This window comes from Chryseobacterium arthrosphaerae (genome assembly GCF_001684965.1).
GTDB classification, from domain to species: Bacteria; Bacteroidota; Bacteroidia; order Flavobacteriales; family Weeksellaceae; genus Chryseobacterium; species Chryseobacterium arthrosphaerae.
In genome coordinates, this window is the sequence record NZ_MAYG01000001.1 from 786,363 (window position 1) to 802,044 (window position 15,682).

A 15,682-nucleotide genomic window follows, 5' to 3' on the forward strand; every position below is an offset into this window, starting at 1 on the left:
ATGTTTTACTTAGCTATCCTTAAACTCTTATCCGATCTTAATGGTTTAAAACTATAAATCATTATGTCTTAAAAACACATAACAGGTAACTGGAATTGAGATCACTTGTTTTCTATTGAAGGAATATTCGTAATGATCTGCCATCTCCCATGGTTCTGTACACAGGTAATAAGAGATGAGAATCGCAGAACAGAACTCTCCAGAGAAACCTGTGCATAGGCAATATTATTTTTCTTTTCAATAGACTGATAAATAATTTCACGGGGCTTCCCTCCAAAAATCTTATCCCGTACCAGGCTGATATATTCTTCTTTGGAAATAACAAAGATCCCCGTCTGATCAAAAAATCCATCCTGAATGTTCTGATAATTGGGGTGAAGAATATGTTCCAGAAGTTCAGCGTCGCTGTTATCACCTCCTTTGATAAAACTTTCAATGGCTTGTTTTATTTTTTCCATAATTAATTAAAGTGTTTTAAAATTTGTGATTGCTGTAAACTGATTGTATCATAAACTTTTGCCTGATCTACCGTTCCTTCAAGAGGAAAGTAGGAAATATCGGCAATTCCCATGTGATTCAACAGCTGGGTTAGATGACTTTCCAAAGGATTCAATGCCCCCGTAGGAATGCCGCCCATGGAAGAAATAATGAAGGCCTTTTTATTTTCCAGCAATCCTTTTGGAATATTGTATCCTGAAAATGTTTTCTTCGTTCTGATCACCAGGTCAAAATAGGCTTTTAAAGATGAAGGAATACCATAGTTATACATCGGGCAGGTAATGAGAATTTCATTACATCCGTAAAGCTCACTGACCAGTTCATCAGACAGGCTGATGTTTTCTGAGTCCGGATTTTCACTGAAAAAGGCCTCCACGGTCTGCTGGGTAATATGCGGTAGAGGCGATCTGGTAACATCTCTTTCAAGGATGATTCCATTAGGATTCTTTACTTTCCATTGCCTGATAAAATAATCTCCAAGTGCTCTTGAATAAGAACCTTCAGTTCTTAGACTGCTGTCGATTCTGAGTAGTGTGTTCATACTTTTTTTCTTTAAAGACACACTGCTTTTGAGAAATGTGACATTTATTGCAGCCTTTTTAATTTTTCAGGATCTACAATGGAGTAGATTTCACGGATCATCCCCTGGGCATCAATATCCAGAATGTGACAATTATAAATGCGATCTCCCTGCCAGAAGCAGACTGCCGGCTGATGATTGAAAGTATGAAAGCTAAAAGGTTTATTGCCCAAAAACTGTTGCTGTACAAAAGCCAGAAGCTGCGCAGCAGCAGATTTTCCAACTTCAACCGCTTTGATTACACGAATCCGCTTTCCTCCATCTGCCGAGAGCCTGATATCATCCAGGAGAAGTTCCTCTATTTTCGGAATATTGCCGTCGCTTAATGCCTGCTGATACTGTTGGAGAATATTGGGATCAGCGGATGTGTTAATATGATCCGGGCGGTATTGTATATTCTGCAGTTGCTTGCCGGCACGGCTCAGCAGTTTACGGGAATTTTCTGCCGAAATATCAAGGATTTGTGCAATTTCCTGATGGGAATAATCAAAGGCTTCTTTGAGAATGTATACGGCACGTTCCCTTGCATTCAGCTTTTCTAAAAGAACCAGCAGGGTATATCGGGTTGTTTGTTCTTTAATCAGTTTATTTTCTGCATTATCAAAAGATATGGGCTCAGGAAGCCATTCTCCGTACACCATTTTTTTGCTGTGGCGGTTTTTAAAATTAATAGCATGGTTGACGGTGCTTTTGATCAGAAAATTGGTTTCATTTCTAATCTCTGACTGGTCCAAAGAAATATATTTTTCTATTACATCCTGTACCAGATCCTGGGAATCCTCATATGAACCGGTAATATTATAGGCATAGGTAAGCAGCCTGCTGTAATTTTCCTGCATGATATTTCTTTTTAAGACAAACTTAGTAAAGATAATGTGACAGTTTTTATTAAGATAAAAGATTTGTTGTAAACTAATACATAGATTATTATACTATGAACACATTCCCGGAAATTCTGTAAGATGAAAAATACTAAGGAAAAATAACCGGCAGAAAATATAAAACCGCATTGAAACAATTCCAATGCGGTTTATCATGATCAGTCAGTTTTAATGAAGAAGCAGATCCTGTTTAGTCGTTATCCACTCTGATCCACTTTCCGTTTTCTACACCTTCATAGAAATGATCGTTATGATAGATGATTGCTCCCTGAATATGTGTTTTGTTTGCCGGAAGAGTAAGCGTTTCCGGTATGGCATCAGTATTACGGATCATGTAGAGCTCATTTCCTTCTTTTATTACAATTCCTGTTCCTGAAATAAGTCTTGTAACACCTGCATCAGCTGGTGGATTCAATACCGTTGCAGGATTTAATTCTGATAAGCGTCTTGCTCCCATAGAAGCCGTACATCCTCTCAGAACATTATCCATCAGCATCATTACTCCGGGAGCAGGACACTCAGGATTGATATTCACAATAATCTCTTTATTGTTAATAACCACGGGACAGGCATCTCCGCCGGCAAATCTGATCCCTTTGAGACGGTAAACAAATGTTCCGGTCTGGTTTTTAGCATGCAGGATAATGGCTTCACCATTCGCTGCGGAAGTAATCTCCTGATCCGGACCATTATTAAGGGTATAGGTGAAAATATAGCTTTGTGCAAGAGATCCTTTAAACTTTACCTGTACATCACCTGTAGGCTGCTTTATGGCACTGGTTACGGAAGAAGCTGTGTTATCAGCAGGCAAAGCAACAGATGAAATCGTAAAGTCTTCTGTAATATTGCATCCATCCTGGCTGTATGTAACATTTACCCTGTAGGTTCCCGGCTGTGTGAAGGTAACCATACGGCCTGTGCTGATGGTTCCCTGGTTAGGGCTGTTGGTTTTAGTCCACGTATATGCTGCATTGGTATCTGTTCCGAACAAGGTGGAGGCATCATACGTTTTGGGAAATTCCGAAGCACAGAGGGTTTTATTTCCCCCGAAACCTGCTGCCTGTACATTGGTAGGAATGATGGTAAGATTACTGGTGTTTCCCAGATCCTGGCTGTTTCCAAAAGCATTTACAGGACGGGAGAAGTTCATATCTTTAATGGAAGCATAGAACATGGTATAGAGGGCTGCCGGATCAAGGCTGATGGTATTCTGGCCTGCGTTGGATCTGACTACGGAAATCCTGTTGCACGGTGTCCCTGTCATAAAGAGGTTTTCAGTTACCGTCTGGTTATTATCAACCTGGTAAGATCCGGGATTGAAATACAGCGTTTTATATTTTCCGGCAGAGATAAGTGTACTTACAGAGCTTCCGGTAGTACTTCCCAGGAAGGTCAGTTTATTAAAATTCCATACTTTGGATCCGGTATTTACACTGCCGTCTTTCCATATAGTAAGATCTCCAAAGCTGAAGGGGTCGGGCGTAGTGGTTGTCAGATATCCTATATCTGCTTTTACATCAGCTGTGTTCAGGGTTAACGGGTTGTTTCCGGAATTGACATAAAAATAAGGACTGTAGAAACCGTAAAAAGGAAGTGAAGCCATATAATAATTAGCTGTTCCTGCACTGTTTGTTCTGGTACCGGTAATCACAGACTGCCCGAAATCCACCACCGGATTATTATTGATGGTCTGATTCCAGCTGAAATTAAGCAAGGTAATAGGGTAGCTGTTGGTTTTGAATCCGGCAGTATTCGTAAAGTTCATATCTCCCTGGTAAGCACTTTTCAGCTCAAAATAATCCTGAGCATTGATGTTAAGATAAGTATAGGCTCCTTTGGTATCAATATACCGTGTTCTTCCTGCTGAAGCTCCCTGGGCCATAATGATATTACGGATAAGTCCGTAACTGTTTAACGGAACAATGATTTTAAGATCACTTTGTAATGTAAGGTTTCCATAAACCGTCAGATAGTAAGGATTACTGCCGTCGGTACCAAAATCTATAACCGGTTGCCCCGGAGTATTGGTAAAAGTAATGTTATTGGCTTTTGAAAGGCTGATTCCTTTCATCAATATCCTGTTCTGGGCAGGAGTAAACCCAGAATTCTGATCAAAGTATACATTGTCTGCAGAAGTCGGAATATCACAGTTGCTAATAGCGGTACCGCCTGAGCTCAGTGACCAGTGTGAAGGATCTCTCCATTCTCCCTGTCCGCCGATCCAGTAAAGATTTCTGGGAGCTGAGGTTGTCATATCTGGGAAACTGATGCCGGTATTACCCCCAAGATCCGTTCCTTTTGATGCCGTATAGGTTTGCCCGCCTGAAGAAGAAATTGCTTTAAACTGCACCCTGTCTATTATATAGTTGGAAGGGTTGGTTGCGTAATTCGGAAGTATAAGTGTTTTGGTCTGATTGTTTGAAGAAGCAAAAGTCAGTCTGTCTATACAATCTCCCAGCATAGCGAGCGATTGGGTGACCTGAAAACTTGCATCTAAGGCGATGTAATTATTCTTTTCTACCGTAAGATTATTTACATTCATCGCGAATTTGAAGATCACCGAAGGATTAATTTTATCCAGTCTCGGAGCAGATGCGGAGCGAATGATAAAATGATTGATCATACCTCCCGGAAAGCTGAAAGAAATAGCCTGATCACCGGATCCTGCGGTATTGGTAAACTCTATTTTTTCGAAATAATGATTCAGGTTGTTGAAAACTATATCATTTCCCATATTGGTATAGGATTTAGCCAGTTTCAGAACACTGTTGGCAGTATTGGTTACCGGCAATGCAGTATTGACAGTAATTCCTGTATTGACAGCAAGATCAGCATTGTCCATGACCAGCTGGGTTCCGTTCAGTACCATGGAGTTGAGGCTTATGACCGTGCCGCTTATATCCAGTATATTTCCTGCAATATTGTTCTGATTAATAACAGAATTCACAAGGTCGTACTGGGTTGTTCCCCTGTTGATTTTCCATCTGGCATTTCCTGCAAAAGTAAACACAGATGTTGCCCCGTTGGGAGTTATATTTTTGAGGGTACCTGCAGGTTTATTGGTATTAATGAAATTAAACCCGCTAAAATAGCCGGCATCATAATACCCTGGATGGAGAACCACATTTCCGTTGACCAGTATTTTATAATAATTGTTATAACCTGTAAAGTGAGACTTTGTATTGGCCGGAAGACCGCTGAATGTAATATCATTTACAGAAACATCGCTATACAGGGTAATTCCTGTAATATTTCCCACCGTAAAACCTGAATACTGATCAAAAAATACGTTATCGTTGATCGTAGGAAGTCCGCAGTTGGAAGCCAGTCTCGCACTTGAGGGGTCCAGAGACCAGTGGTTGATATCGTTCCAGCTGCCGCTGCCTCCTTTCCAGTAGAAGTTTTTAGCCGCAGGAACGGTAAAATTGATCCCTGAATTGTTTCCACCGTCAATGGAATTATTTGCATTTACAGGTTTGGAACCAGCAACAGGAGTTACATATCCGGCATTGATGCCCGTAATATTCATACGGTTGAGTTCAATAAATCCGGTTCCGTTAATATTGTTTCCAAGTATAAGGTTATTCCCTCCTTGGCCTGTGAAATTAAGAACAAGATCACAGTCTGCACGGTTATAAACAAAACTGTCCGTTACAGTCAGTTTTGTAAAAGAATCAAGCATTGTAATGTTAGAACCAGCATTGATGGCTACATTATTGGCTTTATTGGTATAGGAAAATCTGACATCACCGGCATTTACCTGGAATGTTCCGGTATTTACAAACTGTATATCTCCTATAGCGGTTCCTTCCTTATGGATCTTGCCAAAAAAGTGGTTGATATTTCCAAGGTTATTGTACCGCCCGTTATAGTTGACGGCATATACCGTGGTATTGGGAGCAGTAATAGTCTGCTTGGTGTTGATATAAAGCGTTGTGGCGCGCAATACGGCATTGTCAATACTTACGCTGTTCCCTCCCAGCCAGAATTCGCCTGCTTTTATTTTCCTTCCATCTGCATACATAGTACCTGTGAGTGCATTATTGTCGAAATTGAGTGTTGCAGCAACCTCCACGTCATAAGGAGTAGCAGTGCCTGATGGTAATAAATAAAAATTATCATTTCCACTTATAGTCAGTTGATAGACTTTCTGGCCTTCAAAATTCATGTATCGGTTTGTGACAGGATCATTAGCCGCATATTTCTGTATATAGAATGATGTATTGATTCCTGTCGTCATATCTTTCTGAAGGTAAAGATTCCCGTATACAGAAGCTGTGGCATTGAAAACAGGATTGGAAGGAGCATTGTTCCAGGTCATATTCCGTACCGAAACCCCTGCAGTACCGCTTACGGTATTATTTCCTGTGCTGAAGCCGGAATCTGTGTTGAAAATCACATCATCATACATCGTGGGAACACAGCTGGAAGAAGGCCCTCCCGAAGTGAATGACCAGTGTAGAGGATCATTCCAGTTTCCTCCGCCACCTATCCAATAATACGTTTTCGGATTGATTCCCGGATACGTAATATTCCCCGTGTTGTTTCCTCCGTTTATTCCTGCAGTTACGGAAGCTCCGCCTGTGAGTTTTGTATTAGCAACATTATATCCTGTAAAAGCTGCGGTACCGTTTCCATTGATGGTGGAGGGAATAATAAGATTAACAGCATACGTGATATCAATTCCTCCGAATTTTGGAATAGCCCCATTGCAGGCTGTATTGGCGCTAAGGCTTTGGTTGATCTGGAAATAATTGGGGGCAGGGTTGGCATTCTGACGGAAATTATACTGCCCGCCATTAAGGGTAAGATTATTAATATCAAACTGCTGGGCCTTAAGGATATGATTTCCTTTACCCAATGTCAGGTTATTGATTTCATACCGTATTCCTGAAAGGTCAACTGTTCCGTCACCTATAATCATATCATTGGCTTTGAATACATTGGCAGTAACAGAATAAGCATACATACTGATCTTGTTGATTATAAATTCGTTTCCGCCGATGCTGCCGCCGGTGGTTCCGGTTCCCAGGATTTCATCAACTTTCAGTGAATTTCCCCCTGTTATCTGCACATACCCGGTAATTGCAGGCAATACAATCTTTTTTATATCCTGTGTGGTCTGAACCGTCAGGTTCGAATAAGAAAGGGTAGCCTGTGTAAGATTGGCAGCAGCATTAAAAGTGGCAAGATTACCGGCAAGCGTTGAGGTTCCGAACTTAGATGGGGTAGTGGAACCGTACACAAACTGCTGGGAAGTAATACTTTTATTATCAGTATCAAGAAAAGCACTTTCGCTCACATTAAACTGAAAATAACCGTTGCTGGCAAAATTCCTGACCAGTTTGAAGGTCCCGTTTCCCTTAAGATTAACAGAAGATGTGGAGTTGATATAAATGTAGTTCGGATCAATCAGGTTATCCGGAATATCAATCAGGTTAGGAGCCGGGTTTGAACTGTCAGCGTACAGGTTCATGGTCATATTGTAAAGAGCTCCTGCATTGGATTTCCACTTCAGATTTCCATAGATGTTGAAAATACTTCCTGCCGGGAAATTCACTTTTCCTGTAAATGAATCATCAATGATGAAATCTTTGCAGGTTGCGCTGGAAGGAATCGTAAGGGTAACGGAACCGCTGGCGGGAAATCCGCTTCCTGAATTGAAGTATACATTATCATATCGTGAAGGAATAATAGTGGCCGTCTGCCCTGATGATGAACCGATACGCCAGTGGTTGAGATCCGTCCAGCTTCCGGCGCCACCTACCCAGTAATAATTGTTCTGGGCAAAAAAACTCTTACCGATCAGAAAGAGCAGTAGGATATATAATTTAAGTTTCATGTTTTTTGAATTACAAAATTGGTATGGACTGAGGTCGTTACCTCAGCCTTAGCGACACTGAATAGAATCAGAATATGATCTGAATTCGTGTTCCGTTATTCCGGTTTTTTCAGCAGTTGTATCTCTTTCTGTAATTCGGTGATTTTTTTATCCTGTTCCTGTACGGTCTGTAATAATAAAGGAATCAGCTCATTATAATTGACAGACTTGTATCCTTCGTTGTCTGTGCTGACGATATTGGGTAATACTTTTTCAACTTCCTGTGCTATCAGTCCATACTGAAGCTGTGTATTTCCGCCTTTCTTTTTTCCTTTTTCATTCCAGAAATAGGAGACAGGTCTCAGTTTACCTAATAGTTCACCGGAAGAATTGATGGAGGCGATATTTTGTTTTAATCTTTCATCTGAATTATAATCTATGGCACTTGCTTTCACAGTTCCGGCCACATCAAGCTTTGCAGAAGCAGAAGGAGTAGTCCCGATCCCAACACTTCCACTACCGGAAAAGACAAGGTTTTTACCATTCAGGTCCACATTTCTTGCAGCCAGTGGAGTGCTGATGCTTCCGTCTGCTGTATAGATATTCTGGCTTGCCATACTGTCCCAGTTGCTGCCGTTCCAGAAATAATAACCGGGTTGGGTGATTCTTGCAACTTTTGCCGTTGGGGAAGCAGGAACTGCAGTGGCGTAGATCATCAGGGATTCTGTGCCGGGCTGAATATTTGCAGTCATGGTCTGGATCTGGTCACCTGTAAGGCGTGGGATCATCAGACCTTCTGCTGCGGCTGAACCGTCTGTTCTGGCTGTAATGTCCAGAGTGGCTTTAGGATTAGGAGTGTTGATGCCTATTCTACCGGTTTGGGAAAACATCATTGAGCTGATGGAGATGCTTCCGATAAGGCATAACCTGAATGCTGCAGAATGTTCTTTCTGCAAAAAAATAGAGTTTTTCATAGTTTTTTTGATTGCTTTTTATTCGGGTATATTAAACTCTTCCTTAGTGTTAAGAAGTTAAGAGTAGGTTTTTTACAATTGTTTTAGAAGTTTCTATTAATTCATTGGACCGGTAAAGCTGGCTGGTCAATATGCAGCTTTCAAAGAGAAGATAAATATGATCAGATAAAAAAGGATCTTTGAGATCTCCCATAAAGGCATCCCTCAATGTTTTTTTATGATTCCGGATCACCTTGTGGATCTCTGTTTTTTCTCCTGGGATTTCAGATAGAATATTCAGAAAACTGCATCCCCTGAAATCTTCCTTTTCATTCATATAGATCAGAAAATCGAATGATTTCAGGAATTTTTCCTCAAGGGTCTGTGCTCCGGATGTAAAACTTTCCAGCTCAGATACCCAGTAAGCATATCTTCTATCCAGAAACTCAATGCACAGATCGTCCTTTGACTTGAAATGCTGGTAAAAACTTGCTTTCGAGACTTCAGCATCATCAATGATCTGATTGATGCCGGTACTGTTATAACCCTGTCTGTGAAACAGGACCATAGCGGTACTTAAAATTCTTTCACGAGGTTTACGCATAGAGCAAATGTTTTTTTACAAATGTAAATAAAATATGAACAGACTGGTATGTTTGTTAAAAGAATCTTAAAAATAATATTTTATTACTATGAGATAAAATAATGTATAGTGATTATGGTAGGTTTATTATATAAAAAACACAGGAATTATACCTGTGTCCTTTATTTATTTTAATGGAAGTTTTCCCGTCGAAAGAAGGTTGTGTGCTTATTTTTTATTTAACCGATTTTAAAGCCGGGAAATAGAATGAAAATATCAATGGCAATTTCAGTTTTACTTTATATAAAGCCTCTTGCGTAATAAAGCTGTATAAGGAAAAACAGCAATGTAAAGAACCATACAACATAAGGGTGGTACCGGAAGTTCTCTTTCAGGATATGATGCAGCGCTTTAAATAGTTTTACTAAACCGATAATGGTAATGACAAAGAACACGGCGAGAACGATGAAGAAGATCAAATCCCTGGAACTGTAATTTTCTGAAACAGAAATCTTCTCAAGATGGTGCAGATAAGACTGTACATTCATGGTCTGCCCCAGGAACATTGTAGAAATGATCAGTATGAAAAACGGAGTAGAAGTATATACTGTAGTGTAAATAAATGAGAACAGTAATGTACGGAATGTGGGCGAATTGATCTTTTCCTTTTTGTACCATAATAATACCACACTGAAGACAACAGCCGTAAAATTATTCACCAGGAATATAAATAAAGCTTTTTCCACCATGCTCAATCCTTTGATCCTGGAGATGAAGTTTTCTTCCCCGCTGTAGTCCATAAGAAGAACGGAAACAATAACGGATGTATAAACAGACAGCTTGATGGGAGACAGGTAATCACGAAAACGTTCTGTTTCTTCCTTTTCCATTTCATGCACAGAGAGATCATAGCAACGGTGAGGAGCCTGAAACAATTTGAAAACAGTCACGGGAACCAGCAGAATTTCAATGATGATCTGCAGGCAAAGCTTTTCAAAGCTGTCAATCAGTTTTTCGAACATATACAGAGTATTAAGGGAACGGGTTCACTATGCAATTTAAAGAAATTTCAGATGAGATATAAAAATTTAGGTATAAATATTGAAAAGAACTGAATACAAAAAATCAGAATAGAAAGGGTCTATCCTGATTCACATATTGTTGTTTTTTTTATTATTTTGGAAGTCCTTTCTTCAGAGCAATATTTGCTTTTTCTATGGCTTTTCTCTCCTTCCAGTCCATGTATCTCTTTTTATACCTTCCTTTCATGAAATTATCAAAATTACGCTGAATGGCAAGATTCCAGAGGGAATGTGCTTTTACAGCCCAGCTTTTGTCCCACGCGCGCAGAGAAATAGAGAATGAGCCGTCAAGATATTTCATCCAGTGCCACCAGCCGGTTGGCATAAACAAAGTATCTCCATGTTCCAGGAAACACTCAATGCCTTCTATACCATCCAGTGCCGGGAATTTTTCAAAATCCGGATTGGCAATATCATAGTCTTCCAGTGCATAGGTCGCATAAGGAAGCTTATACAGGCGGGTTTTCCATTTATATTCAAACAGAAGAACATGCTTTCTGCCATTAAAATGGGTATGGAAAATATGAGGCATGTCAATATCATAATGAAGGAACGTCACCGAACCTTTACCCCCGAAAAACATACTCGGATATTTGTCTAAAAAGCCACCCATCAGATTTTTTGGCGGTACATAGTCGTCCAGTAATTTAGGGGCAAATTTAATAGGATCAAAGAAAAAGATTCTGAGGTCTGTAGGCTCTCTCTGAATAAGATCTACATACTCACCGAACTTCATTTTGGTTGTCGGAGTATTGATAGGGGCTGCAGGATCAGCTTTAGCACTGTCGTATAAAGGTACTTCTACATCTCCCACCACTTCTTTCATGTACTCCATTGTCCATTTTTGATATGCAGGCCAGTTTCTTGCCATATTTCTGATTACCACTGGCTTACATGGCTTTAGATACTTTTCACGAAAATCTTCCTGCGAAATGTCTTCTACAATATCAATAGGTTTAAGGAGTATTCCCATTCTTTTCAAATTATTATGCTAAAGTATTAAATATTTATGAAAATTAATGAGAAGAATTTAAATTATTTGGAATTGATATAAATAGATCTTATAAGCTTTGTATTCAAACTGCTGTATATGCATTCACATTTCACGAGAATGAAATATTTTAATATTATCATTAAAAAATAATTGGCTTCACTGGAAAATAACAGGCTTTGCATAAGAAAGAACAGTTGTGAAATATGATAATTATCTGTATACTTGCCAGGTTAAAAATAATCATGAAACGTAGCCTTACCATTATATTATCCCTTGTATTTGCAGGGATCTCTGCTCAAAATTCAAAGACAATTTTTACTTCTGATATAGACAACTTCTGGAACGCGTATGATCAGATTAAAAAGACTGATGATTTTTCTAAAAAGGTGAATCTGATCAACGAACTTTACATCAGCAAAGGAACCAAAGGGCTTAAAGCATTTATGAAAGCCAGAGATTATAATGATACGGCGTATGTAAAACTGATCGATGAATATCCGAAATTCTGGAATTCAGTAAGACCCAATACACTGACCGTACAACAGAAGAATAAAGAACTTAATGATGCTGTAGACCATTTAAAACAAATCTATCCTGAGCTGAGAGAAGCAGGCATGTACTTCACAATAGGTGCACTTGGAGCAGGGGGAACTACAGTTGAGAACATGGTATTGGTAGGAGCAGAAATAGGAACAGGAACTCCTGATACAGATACTTCCGAATTTAAGGATGACTGGCTGAAAACTCTTTTTGCAGCACAGTCTTTAGACAATATTGTATCATTGAACATTCATGAATATATCCATACCCAGCAGAATGGCTACAGCAAAACCGTTTTAGGAGCTTCCATTAAAGAAGGTTCATGTGACTTTATTGCTGAACTGGCAGTTCAGAGACCTTTGCAGACAAAATATCTGACTTACGGAAACGCACACGCATCCCAGATCAAAGATCAGTTTAAAAAAGAAATGTTCACCGACAGGCTTTCAAACTGGCTGAATAATGGACGGAAAAAAGGTGAAAGTGCAGAGTTAGGGTATTATATAGGATATGAAATCTGTAAATCCTATTATCAGAATGCAAAAGATAAAAAACAGGCCGTAAAAGATATTATTGAGCTGAATTATAGTGACGAAAAAGCAGTAGAGTACTTCCTGAAGAAATCAAAATTTTTCAGCGAAAAGATTGATAAGGTAAAGCTGATCAAAGAATACCATGATCATCTGCTGACCGTGGTAAAAACAGATCCAGAAAACGGAGCTGTCAATATAAATCCGGATACCAAGGAGATAAAAATCACTTTTTCAAAAGAAATCGTCCCGAATAAATATTCCATAAGCCTTTCGGATAAAGGAAAAGAGAATTTCCCCATTACGAAGATAACAGGTTTGGAGAACAACGATAAGACACTGGTCCTGTCCATGGATCTGAAGCCCGGTAAGGAGTATGAATTTGTTCTCACCAATAAAACCTTTGAATCTAAAGACGGTTATCCACTGAAAGATGAAAGATTCATTGTGAAATTTCAGACAAAGGCTCAGTAAAGCTGATTAGGCCAATGCATTTTGAGCATTATGTGCAGGGTTTCCTGAGTGAAACCGAGAGTTTTCAAAGGTAACAATCAGTGTAGAATTCCGATTCTATTCTTATATTTGATCTATGAAAACAGGTTTACTCGCATTATCTTTTGCCATTGTGAGCAGCGGATACCTTGCACAGATGAAATCGCTGCCCAAATTGGAATCCGGGGTTTCTTATGAATTGGCACAGTTTAGAAAAAGTGTATTAAGTGATATCAAATATCAGCTCGATCTGAAGATCCCCGAAAGTAAATCAGAAAGGATCTCAGGAACGGAAGTCCTGTCTTTCAATTATAAAAAACAAAATGAAGCCCCATTACTGATCGATTTCAAGGAAGAGGCCGCTTCATTGGTATCCGTGGCTGTAAACGGAAAAGTGACAAAGCCTGTATTTCAAAATGAACATATCATCATTGATGCCCAATACCTGAAATCAGGATTGAATCAGGTTCATTTTACCTTTCTTGCAGGGAACGGAGCCCTGAACAGACGGGAAGGGTATCTCTATACATTATTTGTTCCGGACCGTGCCCGGACCATGTTCCCGTGTTTTGATCAGCCCAACCTGAAAGCCAACTATTCCTTAACCTTAACGATTCCTGAGAAATGGAATGCCATTGCCAATGGAAAACTTAAAGAAACCAGGGCGCAGAAAGGAACAAAAACCCTTTATTTTGAAACATCAGATCTGATTCCTACTTATTTATTTTCCTTTGCTGCCGGAGACTTTAAAGCCTTTACAGACAAAATTGACAGGCAGGATTCCAGAATTTTATACCGTGAAACAGATTCTGCAAAGATCACAAACAGCATGGATTCGGTTTTTACTCTGTACAGGAATTCCCTTGACTATTTTGAAAAATGGACGCAGATTCCGCATCCCTTTCAAAAGCATGGAATGGTAGCGGTTCCGGATTTTCAGTTTGGCGGAATGGAACATCCGGGAGCAATCCTGTTTCAGAATTCTACCTTATTTTTAGATAAAAATGCTACCCAGAATCAGCTCAACAACCGTTCCAACCTGATAGCCCATGAAGTGGCTCATCTCTGGTTCGGGGATATGGTTACCATGGATTGGTTCAATGATGTTTGGATGAAGGAAGTTTTTGCCAACTTTATGGCAGATAAAAGCACAGGAGCGGCTTCGGATAAAAGTGTTTATGACCTTAAGTTCCTGACCACACACTTTCCTGCCGCTTATTCGGTAGACCGTACCCTGGGAGCTAATCCGATAAGACAGGTGCTGGATAATCTGCAGAATGCAGGTATGATGTACGGACCTATTATTTACAGCAAAGCACCTATTATGATGCGCCAGCTGGAATTACTGACCGGAGAGGAAAATTTCAGAAAAGGAATAGGAGAGTACCTTAAAAAATATGCTTACAGCAACGCAACCTGGCCGGATCTCATTGATATTCTGGACCGTCGTACCCGGGAAGACCTCCAAAGCTGGAATAAAGTATGGGTCAATGATCCGGGAAGACCTGTGGTAGAATACCAGGTGAAGTATAAAGGAGATAAAATAGAAAATTTTACGGTTTCCCAACATCCGGAATATGGAAAAGAACAGAAAAGCTGGCCGCAGGAATTTGAGATCAGCTTGTTTTATCCGGACCGTACTGAAAAAATAGATGTAAAGCTGTCCGGAATGCAGAAGGAGATCCCTGAACTGAAAGGAAAAGCAAAACCACTTTTTATTTTACAGAATTCTTCCGGGATAGGATATGGGGTGTTCAGCATTGATGTAAAAGCCATGTCAAACTTTTCACTGATCAAAGATCCTGTAAGCCGTGCAAGTGCCTATATTTCGTTATATGAAAATATGCTGGGAGGCAGGTCGGTGTCACCGGAAGAAGCATTGCAGTTTTTTGCGGAGCAGCTGCAAAAAGAAACCACAGAACTGAATGTCCGCCTCATAGCGGGTTATATTTCCACGATCTATTGGGAATTTTTACCGGAAAGCAAAAGACTGAAAATATCTGACACTTTAGAAAATACGGTATGGCAGGCATTACAAACCCAAACGGCAAAGAATAATAAGAAAATCCTTTTCGATTGCTATCAGGGAATTTTTCAGTCTCAGCAGGCATACAATACCCTGTACAAGATCTGGGAATCAAAGGTAACCCCTCAGGATGTTTCTCTCAATGATGAGGATTTCACCAATCTTGCCCTTTCCTTATCATTGCGCAGTAAGGAGAATAAGGATTTATTACAGAAACAGCTTGACAGAATTACGAATACGGACAGGATCAACCGTTTTAAGATCATTATGAAAGCAGCTTCATCAGATCAGAAAACACGTGATGAATTCTTTAATGGTCTGGTACAGAAAGAGAACAGGGCCAACGAGTCGGCGGTGGGAGCAGCTTTGGGATATTTACACCATCCGCTGAGACAGCAGACCTCTATCCATTACCTTCCGGAAAGCTTAGAATTATTACAGGAGATCCAGAAAACAGGAGCTATCTTTTTCCCGGACAACTGGCTTCGTTCCACATTTGGAAATTATCAGGATCCGAAGGCTCTTGAATCGGTCAATCAGTTTCTTATGAAAAACCCGGATTATAATGCCATTCTTAAAAATAAAATATTACAGGCAACGGATAACCTGAAGAGGGCCCAAATACTTGTAAAATAAAACTTTTCTGTAAAATATTGACAACTCTGAAGTTTAGATTTAACAGGGATTTTCATAGCGGAAAAT

At 39.8% G+C, this 15,682-nt stretch carries 10 protein-coding genes; 2 read left to right on the forward strand and 8 right to left on the reverse strand.

Going from position 1 to position 15,682, the window contains the following annotated elements; translation table 11 throughout:
- Nucleotides 1-101: 101 nt before the first annotated feature.
- From BBI00_RS03475 to BBI00_RS03510, 8 genes are all read right to left on the reverse strand, one after another.
- Nucleotides 102-458 carry a nuclear transport factor 2 family protein gene (locus tag BBI00_RS03475; protein WP_065397461.1) on the reverse strand — a complete coding sequence of 119 codons (357 nt, stop codon included), beginning with the start codon at nucleotides 456-458 and terminating at the stop codon, nucleotides 102-104.
- Between the two features lie 2 nt (nucleotides 459-460).
- A complete protein-coding gene (locus tag BBI00_RS03480; RefSeq protein WP_065397462.1) occupies nucleotides 461-1,039 on the reverse strand; it encodes an FMN-dependent NADH-azoreductase in 579 nt (192 codons plus the stop codon).
- Nucleotides 1,040-1,083: 44 nt separating this feature from the next.
- Complete coding sequence (locus BBI00_RS03485; protein ID WP_065397463.1) at nucleotides 1,084-1,917, reverse strand: sigma-70 family RNA polymerase sigma factor; 834 nt, start codon at nucleotides 1,915-1,917, stop codon at nucleotides 1,084-1,086.
- A 232-nt stretch (nucleotides 1,918-2,149) separates the two neighbouring features.
- The gene (locus BBI00_RS03490; protein ID WP_065397464.1) at nucleotides 2,150-7,801 is read right to left on the reverse strand and encodes a hypothetical protein; all 5,652 of its coding nucleotides are present in this window, start codon (nucleotides 7,799-7,801) and stop codon (nucleotides 2,150-2,152) included.
- A gap of 95 nt (nucleotides 7,802-7,896) precedes the next feature.
- Nucleotides 7,897-8,754: a tail fiber domain-containing protein gene (locus tag BBI00_RS03495; RefSeq protein WP_065397465.1), complete on the reverse strand. Its 858-nt coding sequence runs from the start codon at nucleotides 8,752-8,754 to the stop codon at nucleotides 7,897-7,899.
- A 49-nt stretch (nucleotides 8,755-8,803) separates the two neighbouring features.
- Nucleotides 8,804-9,337: a TetR/AcrR family transcriptional regulator gene (locus BBI00_RS03500; protein WP_065397466.1), complete on the reverse strand. Its 534-nt coding sequence runs from the start codon at nucleotides 9,335-9,337 to the stop codon at nucleotides 8,804-8,806.
- Nucleotides 9,338-9,615: 278 nt separating this feature from the next.
- Complete coding sequence (locus BBI00_RS03505; protein WP_065397467.1) at nucleotides 9,616-10,338, reverse strand: hypothetical protein; 723 nt, start codon at nucleotides 10,336-10,338, stop codon at nucleotides 9,616-9,618.
- A gap of 151 nt (nucleotides 10,339-10,489) precedes the next feature.
- Nucleotides 10,490-11,371, reverse strand: coding sequence for a cupin-like domain-containing protein (locus tag BBI00_RS03510; RefSeq protein WP_065397468.1), 882 nt, complete (start codon nucleotides 11,369-11,371; stop codon nucleotides 10,490-10,492).
- A 263-nt stretch (nucleotides 11,372-11,634) separates the two neighbouring features.
- Here BBI00_RS03510 and BBI00_RS03515 point away from each other — a divergent pair, with 263 nt between their 5' ends.
- Nucleotides 11,635-12,936, forward strand: a complete 1,302-nt coding sequence (locus BBI00_RS03515) for an Ig-like domain-containing protein (protein WP_165602492.1) — start codon at nucleotides 11,635-11,637, stop codon at nucleotides 12,934-12,936.
- 115 nt (nucleotides 12,937-13,051) lie between these two features.
- Complete coding sequence (locus BBI00_RS03520; protein ID WP_065397470.1) at nucleotides 13,052-15,616, forward strand: M1 family aminopeptidase; 2,565 nt, start codon at nucleotides 13,052-13,054, stop codon at nucleotides 15,614-15,616.
- The last annotated feature ends 66 nt before the right edge of the window (nucleotides 15,617-15,682 follow it).